Raw genomic sequence first — 24,005 nt, forward strand, 5'->3', positions numbered from 1 at the left:
CGTCAGATTCCCGCAGTGGGTTCGGGGCGCTCCTGATCGGTGCTCTTCCTCGTCCCGTCGGTCTTCTGCAGGCCCGGTGCGCCCTCGGAGAGGGTGCCCGGCAGCGTTCCGTCGTCCACTGCCTGGTCGGGCTCCGGATTCTCCGGATGGAAGGTCTCGGGCAACTTCCTGAGCCGCTTGTTCATGTTCCAGATCAGCAGAGCGGTCGCGACCAGCAGGACGACCACGATGGCCAGTCCCAGCGGGGACGCCTTGCCGAACTCGGGGCCGGTCGGCTCCTGGGCCAGAACCTGGACAGCGAGCGTGCCTATCGTCATTTGTCCTGTCCGTCCTCGATGCCCGCGAACAGATCCTTCTCGGGAATCTCCGTGCTCACGCGGGTCTTGGCCAACTCGAACTCCTCGGTCGGCCACACCTTCTGCTGGATGTCCAACGGCACTGCGAAGAACGAACCGTTGGGGTCGATCTGGGTGGCGTGCGCCCGCAGTGCATCGTCACGCTGGGGGAAGTAGTCGCCACAGGTCACCTGCGTGGTCACGCGCCCCATGAGGTCGCCCTGCTCCGTCCGCCACTTGTTGAGCCACTGCTCCATGGGGAACGGCTCTCCGCGACGCTCGTACTCGTCGCGGAACAGCTCGAGACGCTTACGGATGAAACCGTGCGAATAGTACAACTTACGCACCGCCCAGGGTTCACCCAGCTCGGGATGGAAATCCGGATCGGCGGCCGCATCGTAGGCCGCGACCGAGACCTCGTGGCACCGGATGTGGTCGGGATGCGGATATCCGCCGTTCTCGTCGTAGGTGGTCATGACGTGGGGACGGAACTCGCGCACCACCTGCACGAGCCGGCGGACCGGTTCGTCGAGCGGGATCGCCGCGAAACACCCCTCCGGCAGCGGGGGCTTCGGATCGCCCTCGGGCAGGCCGGAGTCGACGAAGCCCAGCCACGTCTGCTTCACGCCCAGGATGCGCGCGGCCTCCGCCATCTCCTCCTTACGCACCTCGCTCATGCGATCACGAATGCCCGGCACGTCCATCGCGGGGTTCAGGATGTCTCCACGCTCGCCGCCCGTGAGCGTGACCACCAGGACCTCGTGCCCTTCGGCCGAGTACCGGGCCATCGTGGCCGCGCCCTTGCTCGACTCGTCGTCGGGATGGGCGTGCACGGCCATGAGCCGTAGTCCGCTCACGTGTTTTCCTCCACCTCGCGTCGTCTGCATCGACGGAACCGTCACTGTGCCCGCCTCGCGGTCGTCACGGCTCCGTCCTCTATAGTTCCACCTGATAATTCCGTCGTCAGCCGTGACCCTGCGGCGACGCCCGATCCATCTTCCGGGTCTGAAGGCAAAGTGATGAGCAACACCTCCCTCACCGACCGGTACCCGTCCTCCCGGTACCCCGGCCCCCGCGTGTCGACACGCGGCAGACGCTGGGGTTTCACCGTGCTCGGCCTCCTCGCGGGCCTCGTCGTCGCCTTCGTCCTGGCCCAGAACAACTCGGCGCCGATCGAGTCGGAGGTCGTCGCCTTCGACGTCGTGGACGACAGCACCATCGACATCCAGCTCAAGGTCACACGCGACGATCCGTCCCAGGATGCGGTGTGCATCATCCGTGCACGCTCGAAGGACGGAAGCGAGACGGGAAGGCGCGAGGTGCTCATCCCGGCGTCGGATTCGCAGACCGTCGTGTTCACCTCCACAGTGAAGACGTCGCAGCGCCCCGGCATGGGCGACACCTACGGGTGCAGCACCGACGCCCCCGACTACCTTCGGGCGCCCTGACCCCTTCCCAGGGGCCTCTTCCTGCGGTTTTTCGAAGCCGGGACCGCGGAGATGCTAAAATAGCCGGATACACGGTTCCACCCTTTGGGGCCGTGTATTGCTGCATAAGAGCATCAAGAGACAGTACGACTCCGTTCAGCCTGAGAACACGAGGGGGGACGACGGCGGTCGTGCTGTCGCAGTCGTTGCATCTGCACGACTTGTCCACGGAGCCGGGGGCTCCAAGCCGAAGGAAGTGATCGAGGATGACCGAGACCCAGGTGACCTGGCTGACGCAGGAGTCGTACGACCGACTCAAGGCCGAGCTGGACCAGCTCATCGCGAATCGTCCTGTCATCGCCGCCGAGATCAACGAGCGCCGTGAAGAAGGCGACCTCAAGGAGAACGGTGGCTACCACGCGGCCCGCGAAGAGCAGGGCCAGCAGGAAGCCCGCATCCGTCAGCTTCAGGAGCTGTTGGGAACCGCCAAGGTCGGCGTCGCTCCGACCGAGTCGGGTGTCGCCCTCCCGGGCTCCGTCGTGACCGTCTACTACGAAGGTGACGAGACCGACACGGAGACCTTCCTCATCGCGACCCGCGAAGAAGGTGCGCGTAACAGTGAACTCGAGACATACTCGCCCAGCTCGCCGCTCGGCGGTGCGCTCATCGACGCGAAGGTCGGCGAGACCCGCGAGTACAACCTGCCCAACGGCAAGACCATGAAGGTGACCCTGGTCAGCGCAGAGCCGTACCACGGCTGATCGCCGAGTGCCGTACCACGGCTGATCGCCGAGTGCCGGACCACGGCTGATCGCCGAGTGCCGTACCACGGCTGATCTCTACGCCGCGAGGGCCCGACCGGAATCTCCGGTCGGGCCCTCGCGTGTTGCTGCGGATCAGATGATCCGGCGTGCCTTCATGTCGGGGAACACCGGCCCGACACGCACGACGTCGCCGGTCGTGGGTGCGTGCACCATCTGGCCGCCACCGATGTAGATGGCGACGTGGCCGGGACCGCCGGCCTGCCAGTTCCCGAACAGCAGGTCGCCGGGGCGCGCGGCGACCAGCGGTACCTCGGTGCCGATATGCCACTGGGTCTCGGACGTGCGCGGCAACGTGACACCCGTCGCGGCGTAGACCGCGTGGGAGGTCAGGCCGGAGCAGTCGAAGCCGCCTCCGGACGGGCCGTGGATGTTGCCTCCACCCCAGACGTACGGCAGGCCGAGGAACTTGAACGCGAGATCGACGATGCGGTTGCCGACATCGCTCGACCCCCCGATACCCAGCCCGAGGAACGGGGAGAGCATGCGCGCGAAGACGTGTTCGGTGGCCCGGATCTTCGCGACATAGGGCTTGGTCTGGTTCTCGTAGTCGGGGTGACCGGACGGCATACCGCCGGACCTGCGTACGGCACCCACGCCCGCGTTGTAGGCGGCGAGGGTGAGGTCCAGGGTGTCGCCCTCGACGAGCCCTCGGCGCTTCCAGTCGTCGATGAGCTTGTAGTTGTCGCACAGAAGGTTGCCGGAGGCCATCACCGGATCGGCGATACCCAGCACGTCGGCACGGCCGTCCCCGTCCGCATCCTTGCCGTACTGATCCCAGGTGCCGGGCATGAACTGCCCCGGTCCTCGCGCGCCGACCGGGGACACCGGTGCTGTCGGCCCGTACCGGAACCCGTTCTCGGCCGAGTAGAGGGCGGCGAGCACCGGAGCCGAGATGCCGTCGCACAAGGCGCCGGCCTTCTTCAGCCACGGCGCGAACACCGCGATCGCACCGATGGGCGCGAGCCTCGTACCGGGGAGGATCGCCGGAACCGGCGGCAACGCGATCGCCGATCCGGGAACCGTGGGAACCGTCGCCCCGGTCTGCGGAGGTGCGACCGCCCCGACCGCCGGCGGCTGGGCCGGCGCGCCGAAGAAGCCCGGTCGCGGAGCGGGAGGTTCGGGAACCAGCGCGGGAGGCGGAGGCAATTCGGCCTCTGCGGCGCGCAGCGCTGCTGCGGCCTCCTCGGGAAGATGAGGCTCGATCGCCGATGCGACTGCCGTCGTCGCATCCTCGACCGCCTGCTGCGCGCCCTGCTGCATCGGCTCGGGCAACGTCTCGACGAGATCCGACATCCCGGTGTCGGCGTTCTCCGCAGTTGCCTGGAACGATTCGATCGCTCCGGTGACCTGGTTCTCGATCTCCGCCGGGAGACCCGCTCCCTGCACAAGTGCACCTGCTGCCGTGGCCACTGCCACGATGACCGCAGACGGATCGACCGACATCCGCTACCCCCACATCCATCCTGAGACCACACTCACCGTAGCTGTGAGTTCGATCACGAGTACGGCTTCCGGATGTTCTTATCACATATATTAAGGAACACGTTCTAGTTTTGGGGATAGTGGGATCAGTGGTGCCCGAGAGGCCCGAGTTACGGTTCCGGATAGAATTCGGCAGCGTCGGGCCGGGTCAGGATCTCCATGAGCTCGACGGGATCGAGCGGGTCCTCCGCGAGCAACTCGAGCACCCTGTCACGCTGCTCCGCGGTCACCGGCTCACATGCGCCCGGCATGATCCATCGCCCCTCGTCCACCGGCAGTGCGAGTGCGCACAGGAGCGTTCCTGCCGCCACGTCATCCGAGAGCCAGGGCGCGGCGACCTCCACGACGTCACCGCTGCGAACGTCGCGTAGCGTCAGCGTCCCACCGGGTTCGCTCGACTCCACTTCGAACACCGAGCGCTCGACTCCGAGCCAGCTACGGGCCAAGTCCGCCTCGTCCTCGGGCAACAGTTCGCCGCGGCGTTCGACGAACTCCGCGAGGGCTCCGGCATCGAACAGCAGAACGTCCTCGACGAGGGGATCGGCGACCGCCTCGGCCACCGCGTCGTCGTCCCCGTAACCCGACCGCGCTTCGGCCAGCGCGACCCGCAGCTCCGCCCAGGCCGGTTCCAGGGCGTGCATGGCCGCCTTCATGTACAACCAGTCCGCACGCTCCTCGAGCGAATGCTCGGCACGCCCGAGATGGCACGCCTTGTACTTGCGGCCCGACCCGCACCAGCACCGGTCGTTGCGGCCGAGGCCCGGAACCTCCGACGGCTGATAGCGCTCGAGCAGTTCGTAGAGGGGATGTTCGTCCCCACCCGGTACGCGAGCGAGCAGCGAGAGCCCGCGCACCGCCTCTCCGCGGTCGGAGGCGAAGCGCGCCAGGTCGAACAGGGGCAGATCGAAGGCCGCGTCGAGATCGGCGGACCGTTCGTAATGCCGCTCCGCTTCGGCGATCCGGCCGGTCGACTCGGCCGCACGGCCCGCGAACCAGTGCGCTGCGCCGGCCACCCGCCGCGGCGCGTGGTCGAGCAACCAGAGGGCGGCCTGTTCGATCGCCCGGGGTGCGAGGTTCTCCCCCGCGAGTTCGTCGTAGACGGTCTCGGCGATCTCGGGCTCGGACAGGACCGAGTACAGACCCGACTTCCCTTCGGCGAAGCGGTGTTCGAGTGCAGTCTCGTCGCCCCGATCGAGCGATTCGACCAGTGAGGCGAACAGCGCCACACCCGGCACCGCATCGAGCGGGATCCCGAGCTGGTCGGCATAGGACTCGAACATCGCGCGGTCGGAATATCCCTCGAAGTCGAACCCCTCGGGTGCCACCAGATCTCCGCGCCGTTGCAGGCCCGCCTCTGCGAGAAGCTCCCCGAGCGGCAGCGCCGGTGCGGTGAACGCGTCCGCCGAATCGGCCAGCACGTCGAAGAACGCGCTCTCCAGGCTCGCCACCTGTTCACCGGCGATATCCCGTTCGAGCACATGCACGAACTCGGCCGCACTGTGTACTTCACCCTCTACCGGCACGAACGACAGCCGGCCGTCGCGTACGACGAGGGCGAGAAGGTCCCCCGGCGCGTAGCCCGACAGAGCATCCTCGGCGAAGACCACCCACTCCCCCGATTGCCCGGACCGTTTGTCTGGGTCCTCTTGTGCGAGATCATTTTCCGGATCCCCATCGTGCGCGAGGCCGAACTCGTCGTCCTCCGACACGAGGGCCAGGAGCGGCGCGAGGTCGTCCACCGGGACCGAATTGCCGGTGATGTCGTCGGCCGTGAGGCGGTGCGTGAGCATCCTGCCCTCGAGCAACACATCCGTGGCGGCAACACGATCGTCCGACAGCCACAGCAGCAGCGGATGCGGCGGAAACTGCTCGAGAACGAGCGGGAGTTCGTCGGCGGAGCCGAATCCCTTCTCCTCGAGATGGTCGACCAGTTCGTCGATCGTCAGGGGTCCGCGGAGACGTACTGCATCGAGCACGGCGTCCCACAGGGCGGATTCGGGATATTCACTGTCCGTCACCACGTGATCGTACGGCGCACGGCGCCGCGACAGGATGGGACGACGGCCTCACACCTCGCAGACGGCCTTCACTCGCGTCCGGGCCCAGCCGGCCAGTGTGGTCGGGGTCGTGGTGGTGTAGTCCCGCGGATTCTCCGGTACGAAACCGTCCCGGACACCGGCCGTCATGTCCACGATGGAGGCGATCTGCGCCGGGGACATCCCGAAGCCTTCGAGTTCGGCACGGACGTCGTCGTCGGAGACCTGCCGGACCACGACAGTGCGGTCGAGGGCCTCGCTGAGCACCTGCCCGACTTCACGGAACGACAGGTCCTCCGGACCGTGCAGCGCCTGGACGTGACGCCCGCACCATGCCGAGCCGAGCAACCGGGCGGTCGCGACGGCGGCGATGTCCTCGGGAGCCACCCAGGGAAGCTTGCGATCGATGTCCATGGCCGTCGTGATCGTGCCGCCGAGGATCGAATCGAGATCGAACAGCAGATTGGTGAAGAAGTACCCGCAGCGCAGATGGACGACGTCGACGCCGAGAGCATCGAGCGCGGTCTCGGTCAGTGCGAGGCCGTCGATGTCGCCCATCCCGTGCCGGCATTCCGCTCCGACACTCGACTGGAAGACGACCTTGCCGATGCCGTTCGCGCGGACCGCCGCCACGAGACTCTCGGTGACCTGCCGATATCCCTCGAGCGGATCGGGCAGGGAGGTCGGCGGATCCACCCAGTAGAGGGCGTCGACGCCCACTGTCGCCTCGACCACGGTCTCCGGGACGAGCTGGTCGACCATCACCGCGTCCACCCGGGACCGGACGCCTGGAGGCAACGCCGAGGGATGACGGAGCAGCACGCGGGGACGCACCCCCGCCTGGAGTACGAGCCGGAGTACGTGGCGCCCTACATTTCCGGTGGGAGTGGTGATCGCAACGTTCATACATCCGACACTCGCAAAAAGGGCAGCTGCGTGTCGGCGATTCGGGCAATATCGACGAAAGGAGGCGCTCCGGAAGAGCGCCTCCCTTTCGTGCGGGCTGTCCGGCAGGTCGTGTCAGCCGAGCGCCTGCTCGATGTCGGCGAGCAGATCGGCGGCATCCTCGATACCCACCGACAACCGGACGAGATCCTCGGGAACCTCGAGTACGGATCCGGCGGTCGACGCGTGCGTCATCGCACCGGGATGCTCGATGAGCGACTCCACCCCGCCGAGCGACTCGGCGAGCGTGAAGATCTCGGTGCGCTTGCAGAAGTCGAGCGCAGCTTCCCGGCCTCCCGCGAGACGCAGGGAGATCATGCCGCCGAAGCGACGCATCTGCTTGGCCGCGTACTCGTGACCCGGATGCGAGTCGAGGCCCGGGTACAGCACCTTCGCGACGGCCGGATGGCTCGACAGGAAGTCGACGATCTTCTCGGCGTTGTCGCAGTGCCGTTCCATCCGCACCGCGAGAGTCTTGATGCCGCGCAGGGTGAGGAAGGCGTCGAACGGGCCCGGGACTGCACCCGCGCCGTTCTGCAGGAACGCGAACGCGGTGTCGAGTTCCTCGTCGTCGGTCACCAGTGCGCCGCCGACCACGTCGGAATGCCCGCCGATGTACTTGGTGGTCGAGTGCAACACGACGTCGGCGCCGAGAGTGAGCGGCTGCTGCAGATAGGGCGAGGCGAAGGTGTTGTCGACGACGAGCTTGGCGCCGCCCTGGTGTGCGATCTCGGCGATCGCGGAGATGTCACCGATGTTGAGCAGCGGGTTGGTGGGCGTCTCGACCCACACCAGCTTGGTGTTCGGGCGCACCGCGGCACGGACCTCGTCCGCGTCGTTGATCGCGGCCGGGGTGTACTCGATGCCCCACTGGGTGAACACCTTGTCGATGAGGCGGAAGGTGCCACCGTAGGCATCGTTGGGGATGACGAGATGATCGCCGGGCCGCAGCACCGAGCGGAGCAGGCAATCGGTCGCGGCCATACCCGAACCGAAAGCCCGGCCGTAGGTGCCGTTCTCGAGCGCTGCGAGGTTCGCCTCGAGGGGGCGGCGGGTGGGGTTTCCGGTGCGCGCGTACTCGAAGCCGTTGCGCATCCCGCCCACGCCGTCCTGCGCGAAGGTCGACGACGCATAGATCGGCACGTTGACGGCGCCGGTCTGGGGGTCCGGCTCGTACCCGGCATGGATGGCGCGGGTCGCGAAACCGTGCTGGTTCTGATCGGTCATGAAATATGTGTCCTATCGGCCTTGGGAGATGAATCCGAGCAGGTCGTGGCGGGTGATCACTCCGACGGGCTTGCCGTCGTCGATCACCATGAGCGCGTCGGTGTCGCCGAACGCCTTGGTGGCGGCGTCGATGGACTCGCCCACGCCGATGTTCGGCAGCGGGGGGCTCATGTGCTTCTCGACCGGATCGGCGAGGTTCGCGCGACCCTCGAAGACCGCGCTGAGCAGTTCGCGTTCGCTGACCGAGCCGGCGACCTCACCTGCGGTGACGGGCGGCTCCGCACCCACGACCGGCATCTGCGACACGCCGTACTCGCGGAGGATCTCGATGGCGTCGCGCACCGTCTCCGAGGGGTGGGTGTGTACGAGATCGGGCAGATCGCCGCTCTTGCCACGCAGCACGTCGCCGACGGTCGAGTCGTCGGGCTTGCCGTCGAGCGGCGCGCGGAGGAAGCCGTAGCTGGCCATCCACTTGTCGTTGAAAATCTTCGACATGTAGCCGCGGCCACCATCGGGGAGCAGGACGACCACGACGGCGTCGGGGCCTTCACGTTCGGCGACCTGCAGGGCAGCGACGACCGCCATGCCGCACGAGCCGCCGACGAGCAGGCCCTCCTCGCGAGCGAGGCGCCGCGTCATCTCGAAGGAATCGGCGTCGGAGACGGCGATGATCTCGTCGGGGACGGAGGGATCGTAGGCGGAGGGCCAGAAGTCCTCGCCGACGCCTTCGACGAGATAGGGGCGGCCCGTGCCGCCGGAGTAGACCGAGCCCTCGGGGTCGACGCCGATGACCTTGACCGCTCCTCCGGAGACCTCCTTGAGGTACCGGCCGGTGCCCGAGATGGTGCCACCGGTACCGACCCCGGCGACGAAGTGCGTGATCTTGCCGTCGGTGTCCTTCCAGATCTCCGGACCGGTGCTCTCGTAGTGGCTGGCCGGGCCGCCCGGGTTGGAGTACTGGTTGGGCTTCCAGCCACCCGGCAGTTCGCGGGCAAGGCGGTCGGAGACGGTGTAGTAGCTGTCGGGGTGCTCCGGCGGAACAGCGGTCGGGCACACGACGACCTCGGCACCGTAGGCCCGCAGCACGTTGCGCTTGTCCTCGCTGACCTTGTCGGGGCACACGAACACGCACTTGTAGCCGCGCTGCTGGGCGACGAGGGCCAGGCCGATGCCGGTATTGCCGGACGTGGGCTCGACGATGGTCCCACCGGGTTTCAGCTCGCCCGACGCCTCGGCGGCGTCGATCATCTTCACCGCGATGCGGTCCTTGGAGCTGCCACCGGGGTTGAGGTACTCGACCTTCGCGGCCACGAGGCCCGAACCCGGTTTCACCACCGAGTTGAGTTTGACGAGGGGTGTGTTTCCGATGAGGTCGACGACGGAATCCGCAATGCGCATGTCTCCATGTTCCCACGTCGCGCGTCGCGGGTCGGTGACGGTGCATGCGTGCCGGTAAACGACGACGGACCCCGGGCTGTACGCCCGGGGTCCGTCGTGCTGCGAACGACTAGTCGTTCTGGAAGTAGCTGAGCAGTCGCAGGATCTCGACGTACAGCCACACCAGGGTGACGGTCAGGCCGAGGGCGACACCCCACGCGGCCTTCTCGGGGGCCTGTGCGCGGATGAGCTGGTCGGCGGAATCGAAGTCCAGCAGGAAGCTGAACGCCGCGATGCCGATGCACACGAGGCTGAAGATGATGGCGAGCGGGCCACCGTCGCGCAGGCCGAGCCCACCGTCGATGAAGAAGCTCGCGATGATGTTGCCCAGCGCGAGGATGAGGACACCGACGAGGGCGCCGACGATCATGCGGGTCAGCCGCGGGGTGACACGGATCGCTCCGGTGCGGTAGACGACGAGCATGCCGAAGAACACGCCGAAGGTGCCGAGGATCGCCTGAGCGATCAGGGTCGCGCCGCCTGCACCACCGAAGGTGATGTCGGTGAACATGAACGACAGGGCACCGAGGAAGACGCCCTCGGCCACGGCGTACGCGAGAACGATCGCCGGGTTGTCCATCTTGCGGCCGAACGTCGCGACCAGCACGAGGACCAGGCCGATCAGGCCACCGCCGATGACGAACGGAGCGGCCAGGCCGACATTGGAGTTGACCAGCACGTAGGAGATGAGCGCGGAGACGGCGAGCACGCCGAGCGTGATGCCCGTCTTGGTGACGACGTCGTCGATGGTCATCGTCCGCTGGTCGGTCGGCCGCGCCCACGGATCGACCTGCGGCTGTCCGAATTGCTGCGTGGCCTGCGCGGCGCCCGCCGTCGCAGAGCCGAACGTGGCGTATCCGCCGCCCTCTTGCTTGGGCAGGTTGCGGAACACCGGGTTACTGGTGGTGCGCACCGTGCACTTCCCTTCTTGTGGTCGCTTCTGTCCGTTCAACGAGGAGGCAACCTCACGAGTTCCCGAATCGTCGAGAAACCTCGGACGAATCGGACTCTACCGGTTACGCACCGAGCGGGTCACGGTGAACTTGCGGTTCCGGCCCTCGACTCGGGTGGTACCGACGACCCCGGACAACGCCGGACGGTAGTCGAGATGACGGTTGTATACCGTCCACATCTCCCCTCCCGGGCGCAGGATCCGGGCGGCAGCGGCGAACATCCTGTGTGCTGCGCCGGTGTGCACGGTCGCGCCGACGTGGAAGGGCGGGTTGCACACGACGAGGTCGACCGACCCCGAGGGAATCGCCGCTGCGGCGTCGTCGCGGAGCGTCTCGATGCGATCGGACAGGCCGTTCGCGGCAGCCGTCTCCGCGGCGGAGGTCACGGCCGCGGCCGACTGGTCGGTGGCGATCACCCTGGCGGTCGGGAGCTGCCGGGCGACCATCGCGGCAAGGATGCCGGTGCCGCAGCCGAGATCGACTGCGAGCTGCGCACCACGATCGATGCGGGGAAGGAAGTCGAGGAGGAAACGGGTGCCGATGTCCAGACGTGGGCCGGCGAAGACGGACCCGTGCGCGACGACGGTCAGGTCGAGTTCGGGGAGACTCTCGCGAACGGGAAACGAGGCGGGCCCGGGCCGGGCACCGCGCGCCGTGAGCACGCGTGACTTCTGCCGGCCCCGCGAGGCACGGACGTCGGCGAAGGACGCACCGAGTACGTCGTTCATCGCGCGGCTGATGTGCTTGTCCCGTCCGCCGGCGAACACGACGACCCCGGGGTCGGCACTGCGTGCGACGATCTCGGCGATCTCGGTGAGCGCGGACAGCGAGCGCGGGAGGCGCAACAGGACGACGCGCGCCCCGGCGAGCAACTCCTCGTCGAGGGCACAGGACCGGTAACGATCGGTGAGCCCTTCCCGCTCGGCGTTGGCCGCGAGGGACCGCTCACCCACGATCGAGTCCTGATGGACACGCAGGAGGCCGACGTCGTGTCGCACCGCGGTCCCGAGCGTGAGGGCTCCGTACCTGTCGTCGACGACGACCACGGTCCCGGGAGCCGCGGCGTCGAGCGCGGGAGCGGCCTCGTCGAGGATCAACCGGTCGGCACCGTCTACTGCGAACAGATTGGGCGCTTCCACGTCCGGGAAGCGCCGCAACCTGTCGAACAACTCATCCATCAGCACTCGGCTGTCAGCACTTCCCCTGGCCGGCGTTCTCGATGGCACGCAGGGTGTCGGCCTGCTCGTCTTCCCCGAGATCCTGCCACGCCGGGAGCTGCTGCTGGGCGTCCGCGACGGCCTGGGCGGCTGCCGCACGGTCCTGGCCCCACTCCTCGAGCTCGTCGAGGTAGGGCAGCAACGCCTCGCAGTTCTCCTCGTAGCTCTTGCCGAGCTCGACGGTGGTGCCCGTGCTGCCGGCTTCGGCGGCTGCCGAGGTACTCGTGGTGGTGGTGGTCTCCTCGGCCGAGTCGGATCCGTCGGAGGATCCGCACGCCGCCGCCAGCAGGACCACACCTGCACCGAACAGCGCCGCGAGAGTCTTCTTCATCTATGTCCCACTTCTGGTCGCAGTGTCGTTTGACCGTTCCCGGTGATACACCGTGGTCCGGCCGGACCACGGTAGACCAGGGGCGACGCAGGATATTCAGCGGGCGTGCAGATCCGGGGACTATTGTGGGGAAACCGCTTCCCGAGGTGGCGCCGATGTCCGACAACGATCCGGCCACCCGACGATCACCGACCGTCGACGTGACAGAGACCGACATCGTCCGCGCGCTCCACGACGCGGGCTTCACCGATGCCGAGGTGATCGGCCGTGGCGGCTTCGGCGTGGTCTACCGCTGCAGGCAGGAATCACTCGACCGTGATGTCGCTGTGAAGGTGCTCCGGCGGAGTCCCGACCCGACGAATCTCGAGCGGTTCCTGCGTGAACAGCGGGCGATGGGACGTGTGTCGGGGCATCCGCACATCGTCACCGTGCTGCAGACGGGTGTCACGGACGACGGTCTTCCGTACCTGGTGATGCCCTATCACCCTCACGACTCGCTGGACACCCGTGTCCGCCGGCACGGCACCCTCTCGTGGGCCGAAGCGGTCCGGTTGGGCGTCAAGCTGGCCGGCGCGCTGGAGACGGCCCACCGATCCGACGTCCTGCACCGCGACGTCAAACCCGCGAACATCCTCCTCACCGAATACGGAGAGCCGCAACTCACCGATTTCGGCATCGCGCGGATCGGCGACGGATTCCGCACCTCGGACGGTGAGATCACCGGATCCCCGGCGTTCACGGCCCCGGAAGTGCTGCGAGGCCGGGCCCCCACACCCGCAGCCGACGTCTACGGCCTCGCCGCCACCCTGTTCGCCGCGATCACCGGGCACGCAGCCTTCGAGCGGAAGAAAGGCGAGAAGGTCGTCGCGCAGTTCCTGCGCATCACCTCCGAGCCTGTTCCCGATCTGCGGGGTGAAGGTGTTCCCGACGACCTGTGCGATGCACTCGAGCGCGGTATGGCCCCCGAGCCCGAGGACCGGCCGCAGACCGCCGCCGCCTTCGGGGACGTCCTCCGGAACATCCAGCGGGCGCACGGCCTGCCGGTCGACACCATGGCGCTGCCGGGGCCTCCCCCGCCGGATCCGCCCGCGGCCCCGCCGGATCTTCCTGCCACCGATCACAGGTCGGGAGCACTGCCCGATCGCGCGGACGGATCCGTCACACCGTCGACCCGGTTCCGTCCGCCCTCGACCACACGGCCCCTCGTCGAACGCAGCCGGCTGATCTCACAGCTGCGCGCCGGACGGCGCCGCCGCCTGACCGCCATCCACGCCCCCACCGGCTTCGGGAAGTCCACCCTGGCCTCGCAGTGGCGCGATGCACTCGCGGCGGACGGGGTGCCCGTCGCCTGGTTGACGGTCGACAGTGACGACGACAACGTGCTGTGGTTCCTCACGCATCTGGTCGAGGCGATGAAGGAGGTCGGTTCCTCGTCGACACGCGAACTCTCCAGGATCCTCGACGCGCACGGACAGGACGCAGAACGCTACGTGTTGTACACGTTGATCGACGATCTCCACCGCACCGACACCGCGGCAACACTGTTCATCGACGACTGGCACCGCGTCACCTCACCCGGGACGATCGCCGCGCTGGACTTCCTGCTCGAGAAGGGCTGCCACCATCTGCACCTCGTCGTGATGAGCCGCAACCGTTCCGGTCTCCCCGCGAGTCGTATGCGCGTCAAGGACGAGCTGGTCGAAATCGATTCGGAAGCATTGCGATTCGACGTGGACGAGTCGAGCTCTTTCCTGCGCGGCGTGAGTGGCATCGATCTCGCCCCGGCGGACGTCCACGAACTGAACAGGACCACCGACGGCTGGGTGGCAGCCCTGCAACTCGCGTCGTTGTCGTTGCGCACCAGCGACGATCCGTCGTGGATGATCGAGAACATCACCGGCCGGCACCACGCGATCGAGGAATTCCTCGCCGACAACGTGCTCTCGACGCTCGAACCGCGAATGTACGAATTCCTGTTGTCCACGTGCATCACCGAATCCGTCAGTGGCAGTCTGGCCGCAGCATTGACCGGTGATCCACGCAGCCAGGCGATGCTCGAGGAAGCGGAGGCACGCGATCTCTTCGTCCGCCACGTCGACGACGAACGTATCTGGTTCCGGTACCACCAGATGTTCCTCGACTTCCTGCGGCGACGACTCGAACGAGATCATCCCGAGAGGATCGCCGGCCTGCACCGCACGGCCGCAACCTGGTTCGCAGACCATCGCATGCTGCCCGAAGCGGTGGATCACGCCTTGGAGCTCGGCGACACCGACTTCGCGGTGGACCTGCTCGCCTCGGACGGCATGTACCTGATGGAGCACGGCCACATCGCTCCCCTGCTCGCGCTGATCGAGCGTTTGCCGCCCCGCTCCGTGGCCCGTGAGCCCCGACTCCTGTTGGCGCAGGCATGGGCGAACACCGCAGCGCAACGACTGGATCGCGCCCGCAACGCGCTCGCCGCCGTACGCGAACTCCTGGATCGCGGCGTCACCGCCGGGCAGGACCCCCACGCTCTGCGTGTGGAGGCCGACGCCGCCGAAGCGGCGGTCCTCATGAACGCCGACATTCTGCAGGGGATCGACGAACTCGTCGCGCCGTGCCTCGACGATCCGGGGGCTGTGCATCCCTGGGTCGTCGCGGCGGCCGCGGTCTTCGCCTCCTACGCCGATATCTTCCGGTTCGACTTCGACGAGGCCGTCCGCATGCAGGAATGGGCGGCGCCCTTCCACCACGAGACCCGAGGCCCGTTCGCGTCGATCTACGGGCAATGCCTGTGCGGGATCGCGGTCGGTGAACAACTCGACGTCGCCCGCGCGGAAGAGTACTTCCGCTCGGCCTTGCTGCGGGCACGGCGCACCGGCGGCATCCATACGCATTCGGGCCGCCTCGCGGCAGCGATGCTCGGCGAACTGCTCTACGAGCAGGGCCGGATCGACGAAGCCGAGACCCTGATCGACGAGAGCAACAGACTGGGCATCGAAGGTGGGGCAACCGATTTCATGATTGCCCGGGTGGTCACCTCGGCGCGCCTGAAGGTGCTGCGGCACGACCGGGAATCCGCGAGGCAACTCCTGGAGGAGGGACTGCGCGCAGCAGCGATCAACGAACTTCCCCGGTTGCGGGCACGGATCGAGAACGAGCGCCTGAGACTGGGGCTCGGCACGGTTCCCGTACCGGCACGTCGTGTGCCCGAGTCCGACCGTCCCGATCCGGACGGCACGGTGGAGATCACCCGTCAGCTCGAGGACGCGACGGCGATCCGCCTGCTCTGCGAGAGCGATGCGCCGGAGGCGGTGGAACGCGCGGTCGAATGGGCACAGCGGTGGGTACGTCGCACCGAGGGAGTGCGTCCCCGCGCACACCTGCAGGCGAGAGGACTGCTCGTGTGCTGCCTGCATGCCGCCGGACGCACGGAGGATGCCGAGCGCACGCTCGCCGCGGTGGTCGGCGAGTGCGCATCACGCGGGATGGTGCGGTTTCCGGTGGACGGAGGTCCGCGGACGGCACGCGTCCTCGCCGCTCTCCACCGTCGGATGAGGGAGAACGACCGGCCGGACGAGTGGCCCCCCGTCGACGAGCAGTTCCTCGCGCGCGTCACCCGGCTCGCAGAGTCGGAGAACGGGCCCGTGGTGTGAAGAACTCGGATTTCGGGGACACTCGCGGCGTGACGGACCTCGAGGAAATTCCCATCCGGACCCGGCGATGGACCGACGGCAAACTCGTCGACGACGGCTTTCCGCTCTCCGACGTCGCGGGATATCTCGCCGACGAGGACTCCCTGGTGTGGGTGGACCTGTGGAACCCCGAGCAAGCACATCTGCTCGAACTCGCCGGCGAATGGAATCTCGATCCGCTCGCGGTCGAGGACTCCCTTGCTCAGGGTGAACGGACGAAGGCGACCCGATACTCCACCCACACCTTCCTCACGGTGTACGCCACCCACCTGTCCTGGGACGGGGACGACGACATCGAGCGGGGCCACGAATCCCGCTTGCGCACCACGAGAATCTCGGCGTTCGTCCTGCCTCGCGGTGTCGTCACGGTGCGACGGGGAACCCCCCACGACATCGACGAAGTGGTACGTCGCTGGGACGAGCACTCGGATCTGCTGCAGTACGGTCCCGGAGCACTGGTGCACGGGCTGCTGGACACCGTCGTCGACGGACAGTTCGAGACGATCCAGATACTCGACGATGCGGCGGAAGGGGTCGAGGACTACCTGTTCGACGACCAGGTCTCCACACGGATGATCCAGCGCCGGGTCTACCGCCTCCGGAAGGAACTCGTGCAGTTGCGGCGCGTCGTGCTCCCGATGCGGGAGATCGTCAACGCCGTGGCCCGGACCCGCGCCGAACAGAACCGCCACCCCGAACTCGACAGCTGGTACAACGACCTCTACGACCACGTGATGCGAGCGGCGGAATGGACCGATTCGCTCCGCGACATGGTCGATTCCATCTTCGAGACGAATCTGTCCTTGCAGGACTCCCACCTGAACATCGTGATGAAGAAGCTGACCGGATGGGCGGCGATCATCGCGGTGCCCACCGCCATCACCGGGTGGTACGGCATGAACGTGCCCTATCCGGGTTTCGGTCAGGTCTGGGGCATGGTGACCGGGGCCGTGATCATCGCCGTCTCGGCGATCGTGCTGTACGTCCAGTTCAAACGACGCGACTGGCTCTGACTTCGCACCGGGCGCTCAGAGCAGGACGACGAGCAGCACCAGAACCAGGACGACCGCCAGTATCGCGACGATCACCCCGCCGGCGGATCGTCGGCGCTGCACCGAGCCGTCACGTACGAGTTCGGGATCGGCGTCGGGAGCGTCGCCGATCGGATCGTCGTCCTCGGGGCCGGGGCTGGTGGGATGCGACATCGATCTCCTCCTGGCTCTCTGTTTTCGCAGTCTGGCACGCCGTGGTCGTTTTCGCTCGGTTCGGGGCGGGTACTCCGTTCAGGCAACGTTCGACGACCGAGAACGTTCGATGACAGAGGAGGACCGATGGCCGACTTCGTCGACAAGGCAAAGCACAAGGCAGAAGAAGCAGGCGGCAAGATCAAGGAGAACACCGGTCAGGCGACCGGCGACCGTGATCTCGAAGCCGAAGGCCGGGGCGATCAGGCCTCGAGCGGTCTGAAGCAGGCCGGCGACAAGGTTTCGGACGCCGTGGACGACGTCAAGAACGCCTTCAAGAAGTAGTCCGACCCACGCGGTGCCGGTAGTCACGACTACCGGCACCGCGCGTGTGTGGATGCCCTACTGCGTGGTGCCCTCGGTGTCGTCGAAGAAGTGCCAGGTGCCGTCCTGCTCGTTCTGCGCCTCCATGCGCCAACCGAGTTCGCTGTTGTCCGCGCGCTGGTCGACGAACCAGGCGTGCGCGTCGTCCGCACTCTCGATTTCCTTGGTGTCCACGACGTTACCGGTGGGGTCGATCACTCGATAGGTAGCCATGACGTGGGGCTTCCCGTCCGACTCGCCGATCAAACGTTGCCGGAGCGCTCTGGTGTAGGGTGGGACCAACGCTCGGCTCGCACTCCGTGAGCTACCTCGCACCGACAGTGCCCGAAGGTTACGAGCCGAACGTGAGAGTCTTCTCGCCGCGTGTACCGCGGCCCCTCTTCTTCGCACTGCCCTCGATGGTCGGGGTCTACCCGACCGCACCCGAAAGGACGGCCATGAGCCAGAACAAAGAATTCGACGGTCCCATCTTCCTCGCCCCCACGAGCCCCGAGGCAGAGATCGAGCGCGAACCCGTCGCCGTCGTCGCCGAGAACACCGGTCCCCACGACTACACCTCCATCTTCTCGGCCCGCGGCGCCTGATCCGGACGACCGGCACCGGGATCAGCCGACTGCGAAGTCGGCCAGCGCCTGGGACACCTGCTCGGGTCGCCCGTCGTTCTGAACCGCCGATGCGGTGAGCACGTCGATGTGGTTGTAGCCCGGAAGCGTCACCCTGCGTTCGTTCGGATGATTCGTCTCCGGAACCGTGATCCCACCTCCCGCGAGCAGTGTCACGACGGGATTCCGGGTGACGCCGTCGCGGTGGAGATGCCCCTCGAAACGGGTTGCGGACGCGAGGTCGAACGGCAGCTTCGACGGGAAGTACCACTCGGTGAAATCCAGTGGCGGCTCCGACAGATTCCGCGCCAGCTCCGCGATCGAGGTCACCTCGCTCCCCCGATCGGTGTACCGCGCCTCGTCGGGTGACGACGCCGCCGTGCCCACCTCGTCGTAGTCGAGCCAGCGGTAGACGACCGCCGGATCGGCGAAGACTTCCGGCGACGCCTTGGGTGCGTCGCCGAACATCCCCGAACCGAGCACCTCCGGGGTGCTGGGAACAGGAAACAGCTTGTCGCGCACGGGAGCCCCCGTGATGAAGCCGACGCTCGCCTGCAGGAATCCCAGCGGTTGCGAATTGTCGTCGAGGATCGCCCCGAGAACGGCCTCGTTGGTGGCGTTCAGCGTCCGCACGTCCGGCTCACCGGTCGCGAACATCGCGTAATCCCTCGCCAGCAGCGTCCGCAACGTCCAATCGACGTTCGGGTTGTCCGGCATGCGCGGGACGATGCCGTCGATGCCGTCCGGGTCGAGCCGCGCCGCGAGACCGGTGAGTGCCAGCAGATTCGTCGTCTCGGGGTTGATGACCGCGGGGAGCGCGAGCACAGGCGACACCGTGGAGATCGAACCGGACAACGCATCGAGCGGAGCGGACACCGTGTCGGGCAGATCCGGGAGCGCGCCCCGGCCGGGGAACGGCGCTCCGGCTCTGATCACCGTGTCGAGCGCGAAGTACCCACCGCACTGGTTGTAGCCGGCGTCGTCGGTGGTCGCCGGATTTCCGTCGAAATCCCACTCCGCGAAGTAGCCGGTGACGAAACCACCGAGAGAATGCCCGCCGCACAACACTTTCTGTTTCCGCAGTGCCGGGTCCGGAAGTTCGTGACGTAGCAGGTCGTACTGATCGCGCAGTGTCTGTTCCAGTCCGACGGAGGCGAGCCACGCGACGTCGGGGCCGGTCGCGTGACCGCCGAACCGCTGCCCGTCGACCTCGGCACCGTGGAAGTAGTAGTCGGTCGCGGTGTCGAGCGAACCGGTCCGCAGGGCGGCCCGGGTACCGGTGTGATCCTCGAGGCAGTTCGATCGCCGGTCCAGCGCCCAGAACTCGATGCGGGAACCGCGCGTCGCGGCAGCAGCGACGGTGTTGCGCGCGACGCTCTCGAACGCGCCCGCCCCCTCGAAGATGCCGGGCTGGGCGACGAGGATCCGGTCGGCGTCGGCGGAATGCTCCGGCCCGTCCGCCGATCGCCACCGCAGATACGACAACCGATCACAGGCCGGTGGACGTGGGCCGGCCTCCGGCGGTAGCGGGGCGGGAACGGACACCACCGATCCGAGCACCTCACCGGCCAGCGGCGCCGACGACACGTACGGCATCTCGGTGCGTCCGGCCGGTTGCGCCGACACCGCCGATGCCGTCAGCACACTTCCCACCACCACGACCACCGCGGCCCCCACCATCACGCGCATCGCATCCCCCGATCGGTTTCGGTGTATTGAACACCGCCCAGCGGGGCCGGATCCACAGAAACGTCCGAAATACGGGACCGGAAGTGAGTGCCCCCAGTGGGACTCGAACCCACACTCGGCGGATTTTAAGTCCGCTGCCTCTGCCAATTGGGCTATAGGGGCGTGGGCATCACATTAGCGCGCGAATCCGGGTGGGACAGCGCCGGGTCGCGAGCGTGGCCCCTCGCGACGGGCGGTGCGCTGCACCTGCCGGCACCACGCCGCGTGATGCGACCGGATTCGTGTGTTGTCACGCCCCGCGCGACAGGGTAGACATCTGCGCGAGGTGTACAAAACGGACAGCCGTCACGACGAGAAGGACGATGGATGCGTTTCACGACCGCGTGGTGCCGGACCCGGCGACTCGGCATCGCGACAGCAGTGGCGACGCTCGCAGCGATACCGGCCCTGGCGACGACGTCTGCCGCGCATGCGGAGAGCATCGTCTACCCCGCAGCCCTGCACGATTCCTTCTACGGCACACCGGCAGACATCGCCGATCGGCAGCCCGGCGATATCCTCGCCGTGCGTGCTGTGCCGCCCCCGCTGGGCTTCCCCGGCACCGACGCGGTGCAGTTGAAATTCCGGTCGACGAACTCCGCCGGTGAGCCGATCTCCGCCGTGACGACCGTGCTGTCGCCGCAGGGCGGGGCACCGGGCCGTCCGCTCGTCTCGTATCAGGCGATCATCAACGCTCTCGGGCTCGAATGCGCGCCGTCCACCGCGCTGTACGCGGAGAACCCGCTCCGCGGCATCCGGGAATCACCGGGCCTGCTCGTCGCGATCCAGCGCGGCTGGTCGCTGGCGATCCCCGATCATCTCGGACCGAACAGCGCATACGGCGCCGCGAAGGTGGGCGGGCAGATCACCCTCGACGGCATCCGGGCCGCTCAGCGACACGCCCCGCTCGGGCTCTCCGACAGCCCGGTGGGGATCGCCGGTTATTCCGGTGGTGGAATGGCGACGGCGATGGCTGCCGCACTGGCCCCGTCCTACGCACCGGAGATCCCGATCGTGGGCAGCGCCTACGGCGGGGTCCCCATGGATATCGGCAAGATGGCGGAGGCCCTCGGCGAATCGGCCCATCCCGCCTTCGGATTGGCTATGGCGGCCGCCCTCGGGCTCGAGCGTGAGTACCCGGATCGCATGCCGATCACCGATCAGCTCAACGCTTCGGGCCGGGAACTGCGCGACCGGATCGCGAACGCGTGCACCAACGAGATCCTGCTCGCCGGCGCAGGAAGGAGCATTGCCGACGTCGCCGACCCCGAGGTGGGCATGACCCTGCTCGACAGTCCACCCGTGAGAGCGGTGCTGGACGAGAACAGCGTCGAGAAGATTGCGGCGGTACCGAACGCCCCGGTCTACGAATGGCATTCACCGACCGATGGACTGATTCCACTCCAGTCGATCACCACGACTCTGCGTAGATACTGCGAGGCGGGTGTGTCCGTGCAGACCGAACCGACTCCGGATGCGGATCACATCACCGCCGCGGTGATCGGTCTTCCCGGCGCACTGGACTTTCTCGACGGCAGGTTCGCCGGGCTGGCACCGTCGTCGAACTGCCGGACGTCATGACCGGCGCTCGGGCGGTACAGGACCGCTGAACGACCTGCTCGAGACATGCATCGGGCCCGCCTCGACGTGGCGAGGCGGGCCCGATGCATGTCTCGAATCCCCTGAGGGGACGGGAGATCGAATCAGATCACGGTGATTCCGGTGGCCTGGGGGCCCTTGGCGCCCTGGCCGATCTCGAACTTCACACGCTGGTTCTCCTCGAGGCTGCGGTAGCCGCCGGACTGGATCTCCGAGAAGTGCGCGAACACGTCAGCGCTGCCGTCCTCGGGGGCGATGAAACCGAAACCCTTGTCGGAGTTGAACCATTTCACGATGCCCTCAGCCATGTCTGTCTCCTTCTGTCATGTACCGGAACTCCGCCGAAAGTTCGGCAGAGCCAGGCCGTCATCACATGCGGTGACTTCCGAAAGGAGAACCATCCGCTCGCAATCAGGATTTGCGAGCGTGGCAAGACGCGAACAAAAACTACGACCGGGACACAGTCAACCACACATTCGCCGAGAAGTCTCCCCCGCACCGCCCGGAGCCGCGCGCGCTCGGGATCCGTGTGGATCGAGCCCCGGAATCCGGGGTCGACACCACACGGATCCGGAAACTAGCGTGCGACCGACATGGCGATTCCGTCGAGGATGTCGTGTTCGCTCACGACGAGTTCCGTGATGCCCGCGCGGCGTTCGAGTTCGTCGGCGAGGACGGTGGTGACGATGGCACCGCCGCCGATGACGTCGACGCGGCCCGGATGCATGGGGCCGAGCGCAGCACGCCTCTCGCGGGTCGCGGAGACGAGTCCGTCGCACACCTCACGCAGACGATCGAAGGGCACCGACGACAGATGGATCTTCTCCGAGTCGTATTCGTCGAGTTCGAGAGCGAGGGCGGCGAGAGTGGTCATCGTGCCGGCGACGCCCACCCAGGTGCGGGCCTGCTCGACCGGCACCCGCTCGAGCGCCTCGCCGATCTTCTCTCCCGCGACCTGCCGGGCCTGCGCGACCTGCTCGCCGGTGGGCGGATCGTCGTGCAGGCACCGCTCGGTCAGGCGCACACACCCGATGTCCGTCGAATAGGCCGCGTGCACTCCGGTGGCATCGCCGACCACCACTTCGGTGGATCCGCCTCCGAGGTCGACGACGACGAACGGCCCACGGGCGGAGTCGAGTTCACCGACCGCGCCGGCGAAGGACAGACGCGCTTCCTCGTCGCCGGTGATGACCTCGGCCTCGGCGCCGGGGATCACCGCTCCGAGCACCTCGCGGGTCATCGAGAAGAAATCCTCGCGGTTGCTCGCGTCGCGGGTCGCCGAGGTGGCCACCATGCGGACCGCGGTGGCTCCGGTCTCGCGGATCAGATCGGCGTACTCCACCAGCGCGACCCGCGTGCGTTCGATCGCTTCCGGGGCGAGTCGTCCGGTGGCGTCCACACCCTGACCGAGCCGCACGACCTTCATGAGCCGGGTGACGTCGGTGAGCGTGCCGTCGTCTCCCACGTCGGCGATCAGCAGACGGATCGAATTGGTACCGCAGTCGACTGCCGCGACTCTCACTGCTCTTCTCCGCGCAGTTCCGCGTAGGTGGGCCAGTCTGCGGGAACCGCGGTGCCGCGCAGACCGGCATCGGCTGCGAGAGCGACGGATTCGTCGCCGAGAGGGTTGACACCGGGCCCCTTGGCCAGCGAGTGCGCGATCAGCACGTGCAGGCACTTGACGCGCTCGGGCATGCCGCCACCGGTGAAATCGGTACCGAGGGATTCGATCGCGTCGCGTTCGGCGAGATACGACTCATGGGCCCGCAGGTAGGCCGCGGCGAGTTCGGAATCGGTGCCGAGACGGTCGGTCATCTCCTTCATGACACCCGCGGATTCCTGCCGGCTCGCCTCGGCCGTGAGGCGGGGGTCGGTCAGGTAGTAGAGCGTCGGGAAGGGGGTGCCGTCGGGCAGCTTGGGCGCGGTCTTCACCACTCCGGGTGCACCGTCGGGGCAACGGTAGGCGATGGCCAGGACTCCGCGTGGTTCGCGCCCGAGCTGGGCGGCGACGGCGTCGAGGTCTTCTTGCGTGACTGGATCGGTCACCCGGGAACATCTCCTGGTTCTGGGGGCACCACAGGCATCTGCTGCGGCACGGGTTCGGGCTCTGGTTCGGCCGCCGGTTCGGACACCGACAACCACAGGTCGCTGTACCAGGCACCGGTCGTCGGCCGCTCGGGTTCGACTTCTTCGCGTTCGGGGGGACCGTCGCCGGGGAGCTGGACCTGGTAGGGAATGTCGCCGGGGACGACGAAGCGCAGTCGCTCACGGGCCTGGGCGCGGACCCAGGCGGGGTCCTCCATCCGGGCCTTCTGCTCCTCGAGCGCCGCGATCTCCTGTTCGAGCTGCACGCGTTCGGCCGCGAGCTGTTCGGCTTCGGAACGCTGGCTCACATAGGTGCGCAGCGGCACCGCGAGGGTGAGGGCGAGACCGCACACGACGAGCGCGAGGACCACGGCGCGTCCGGTGGACAGACCGAGGACGGTGCGTTCGGTGCGGTTACGGCGGGAATCGCGGGAGGCACCCACCCGGGTGGGACGGGCGCGCCCCGATCCCCCCGGCCGTCCACGGCCCGGGGACGAGTGGACGGGGTCCTCACGCCGGGCGGGACGCGCGC

At 67.5% G+C, this 24,005-nt stretch carries 24 protein-coding genes and 1 tRNA gene; 7 read left to right on the plus strand and 18 right to left on the minus strand.

Features of this window, described 5'->3' with window-relative positions; all coding sequences use genetic code 11:
* Positions 1-2 precede the first annotated feature (2 nt).
* Positions 3-317, minus strand: coding sequence for a hypothetical protein (locus MOM01_RS10500; protein WP_241385362.1), 315 nt, complete (start codon positions 315-317; stop codon positions 3-5).
* Positions 314-1,174 (minus strand): mycothiol conjugate amidase Mca, encoded by an 861-nt coding sequence (mca, locus tag MOM01_RS10505; protein WP_241385503.1) that lies wholly within the window; start codon positions 1,172-1,174, stop codon positions 314-316. Before mca ends, MOM01_RS10500 begins: the two co-directional genes overlap by 4 nt.
* A gap of 180 nt (positions 1,175-1,354) precedes the next feature.
* Here mca and MOM01_RS10510 point away from each other — a divergent pair, with 180 nt between their 5' ends.
* A complete protein-coding gene (locus tag MOM01_RS10510) occupies positions 1,355-1,783 on the plus strand; it encodes a DUF4307 domain-containing protein (RefSeq protein WP_241385363.1) in 429 nt (142 codons plus the stop codon).
* A gap of 245 nt (positions 1,784-2,028) precedes the next feature.
* A complete protein-coding gene (greA, locus tag MOM01_RS10515) occupies positions 2,029-2,523 on the plus strand; it encodes a transcription elongation factor GreA (protein WP_241385364.1) in 495 nt (164 codons plus the stop codon).
* Positions 2,524-2,658: 135 nt separating this feature from the next.
* On the opposite strand, the gene MOM01_RS10520 is transcribed toward greA, so the two are convergent.
* The 8 genes from MOM01_RS10520 to MOM01_RS10555 form a co-directional block, all read right to left on the minus strand.
* Positions 2,659-4,029 (minus strand): bifunctional lytic transglycosylase/C40 family peptidase, encoded by a 1,371-nt coding sequence (locus MOM01_RS10520; protein WP_241385365.1) that lies wholly within the window; start codon positions 4,027-4,029, stop codon positions 2,659-2,661.
* Between the two features lie 149 nt (positions 4,030-4,178).
* A complete protein-coding gene (locus MOM01_RS10525) occupies positions 4,179-6,086 on the minus strand; it encodes an SEC-C domain-containing protein (RefSeq protein WP_241385366.1) in 1,908 nt (635 codons plus the stop codon).
* A 48-nt stretch (positions 6,087-6,134) separates the two neighbouring features.
* Positions 6,135-7,010, minus strand: a complete 876-nt coding sequence (locus tag MOM01_RS10530; RefSeq protein ID WP_241385367.1) for an NAD(P)H-binding protein — start codon at positions 7,008-7,010, stop codon at positions 6,135-6,137.
* Between the two features lie 114 nt (positions 7,011-7,124).
* Positions 7,125-8,276: a cystathionine gamma-synthase gene (locus MOM01_RS10535; protein WP_241385368.1), complete on the minus strand. Its 1,152-nt coding sequence runs from the start codon at positions 8,274-8,276 to the stop codon at positions 7,125-7,127.
* Positions 8,277-8,288: 12 nt separating this feature from the next.
* On the minus strand, positions 8,289-9,674 hold the full coding sequence (locus MOM01_RS10540) for a cystathionine beta-synthase (protein ID WP_241385369.1): 1,386 nt from the start codon (positions 9,672-9,674) through the stop codon (positions 8,289-8,291).
* 109 nt (positions 9,675-9,783) lie between these two features.
* A complete protein-coding gene (locus MOM01_RS10545; RefSeq protein ID WP_241385370.1) occupies positions 9,784-10,626 on the minus strand; it encodes a Bax inhibitor-1/YccA family protein in 843 nt (280 codons plus the stop codon).
* A 96-nt stretch (positions 10,627-10,722) separates the two neighbouring features.
* Positions 10,723-11,844 (minus strand): class I SAM-dependent methyltransferase, encoded by a 1,122-nt coding sequence (locus MOM01_RS10550; protein WP_241385371.1) that lies wholly within the window; start codon positions 11,842-11,844, stop codon positions 10,723-10,725.
* A gap of 13 nt (positions 11,845-11,857) precedes the next feature.
* Positions 11,858-12,214 carry a hypothetical protein gene (locus tag MOM01_RS10555; RefSeq protein WP_241385372.1) on the minus strand — a complete coding sequence of 119 codons (357 nt, stop codon included), beginning with the start codon at positions 12,212-12,214 and terminating at the stop codon, positions 11,858-11,860.
* Between the two features lie 155 nt (positions 12,215-12,369).
* Here MOM01_RS10555 and MOM01_RS10560 point away from each other — a divergent pair, with 155 nt between their 5' ends.
* Together MOM01_RS10560 and MOM01_RS10565 are read left to right on the plus strand one after the other, a co-directional pair.
* Positions 12,370-15,852 carry a serine/threonine-protein kinase gene (locus MOM01_RS10560; RefSeq protein WP_241385373.1) on the plus strand — a complete coding sequence of 1,161 codons (3,483 nt, stop codon included), beginning with the start codon at positions 12,370-12,372 and terminating at the stop codon, positions 15,850-15,852.
* A 29-nt stretch (positions 15,853-15,881) separates the two neighbouring features.
* A complete protein-coding gene (locus MOM01_RS10565; RefSeq protein ID WP_241385374.1) occupies positions 15,882-16,904 on the plus strand; it encodes a magnesium transporter CorA family protein in 1,023 nt (340 codons plus the stop codon).
* A 15-nt stretch (positions 16,905-16,919) separates the two neighbouring features.
* Here the strand turns inward: MOM01_RS10565 and MOM01_RS10570 are convergent, their stop codons facing one another.
* Positions 16,920-17,096, minus strand: coding sequence for a hypothetical protein (locus tag MOM01_RS10570; protein ID WP_241385375.1), 177 nt, complete (start codon positions 17,094-17,096; stop codon positions 16,920-16,922).
* A gap of 126 nt (positions 17,097-17,222) precedes the next feature.
* On the opposite strand from MOM01_RS10570, the gene MOM01_RS10575 reads away from it, so the two are divergent.
* Positions 17,223-17,420, plus strand: coding sequence for a CsbD family protein (locus MOM01_RS10575; RefSeq protein ID WP_241385376.1), 198 nt, complete (start codon positions 17,223-17,225; stop codon positions 17,418-17,420).
* A gap of 57 nt (positions 17,421-17,477) precedes the next feature.
* Here MOM01_RS10575 and MOM01_RS10580 read toward each other — a convergent pair whose 3' ends face one another.
* Positions 17,478-17,672 carry a hypothetical protein gene (locus tag MOM01_RS10580; protein WP_241385377.1) on the minus strand — a complete coding sequence of 65 codons (195 nt, stop codon included), beginning with the start codon at positions 17,670-17,672 and terminating at the stop codon, positions 17,478-17,480.
* A 224-nt stretch (positions 17,673-17,896) separates the two neighbouring features.
* Here MOM01_RS10580 and MOM01_RS10585 point away from each other — a divergent pair, with 224 nt between their 5' ends.
* On the plus strand, positions 17,897-18,043 hold the full coding sequence (locus MOM01_RS10585; RefSeq protein ID WP_241385378.1) for a hypothetical protein: 147 nt from the start codon (positions 17,897-17,899) through the stop codon (positions 18,041-18,043).
* 21 nt (positions 18,044-18,064) lie between these two features.
* On the opposite strand, the gene MOM01_RS10590 is transcribed toward MOM01_RS10585, so the two are convergent.
* Together MOM01_RS10590 and MOM01_RS10595 are read right to left on the minus strand one after the other, a co-directional pair.
* On the minus strand, positions 18,065-19,750 hold the full coding sequence (locus MOM01_RS10590; RefSeq protein WP_241385379.1) for a hypothetical protein: 1,686 nt from the start codon (positions 19,748-19,750) through the stop codon (positions 18,065-18,067).
* Between the two features lie 88 nt (positions 19,751-19,838).
* Positions 19,839-19,912: transfer RNA gene (locus MOM01_RS10595), tRNA-Leu, on the minus strand.
* 204 nt (positions 19,913-20,116) lie between these two features.
* Between MOM01_RS10595 and MOM01_RS10600 the strand changes: the two genes are divergently transcribed.
* Positions 20,117-21,370, plus strand: a complete 1,254-nt coding sequence (locus MOM01_RS10600) for a lipase family protein (protein ID WP_241385380.1) — start codon at positions 20,117-20,119, stop codon at positions 21,368-21,370.
* 122 nt (positions 21,371-21,492) lie between these two features.
* Here the strand turns inward: MOM01_RS10600 and MOM01_RS10605 are convergent, their stop codons facing one another.
* The 4 genes from MOM01_RS10605 to MOM01_RS10620 form a co-directional block, all read right to left on the minus strand.
* Positions 21,493-21,696: a cold-shock protein gene (locus tag MOM01_RS10605; RefSeq protein ID WP_241385381.1), complete on the minus strand. Its 204-nt coding sequence runs from the start codon at positions 21,694-21,696 to the stop codon at positions 21,493-21,495.
* A 269-nt stretch (positions 21,697-21,965) separates the two neighbouring features.
* Positions 21,966-22,910 carry a Ppx/GppA phosphatase family protein gene (locus tag MOM01_RS10610; RefSeq protein WP_241385382.1) on the minus strand — a complete coding sequence of 315 codons (945 nt, stop codon included), beginning with the start codon at positions 22,908-22,910 and terminating at the stop codon, positions 21,966-21,968.
* Positions 22,907-23,434, minus strand: coding sequence for a DUF501 domain-containing protein (locus MOM01_RS10615; protein ID WP_241385383.1), 528 nt, complete (start codon positions 23,432-23,434; stop codon positions 22,907-22,909). Before MOM01_RS10615 ends, MOM01_RS10610 begins: the two co-directional genes overlap by 4 nt.
* Positions 23,431-23,916, minus strand: a complete 486-nt coding sequence (locus MOM01_RS10620; RefSeq protein ID WP_241385384.1) for an FtsB family cell division protein — start codon at positions 23,914-23,916, stop codon at positions 23,431-23,433. The genes MOM01_RS10615 and MOM01_RS10620 overlap by 4 nt, the downstream gene beginning before the upstream one ends.
* Between the last annotated feature and the right edge of the window lie 89 nt (positions 23,917-24,005).

Origin of the sequence: Rhodococcus sp. CH91, assembly GCF_022554085.1 — a bacterium.
Classification (GTDB): domain Bacteria; phylum Actinomycetota; class Actinomycetes; order Mycobacteriales; family Mycobacteriaceae; genus Rhodococcus.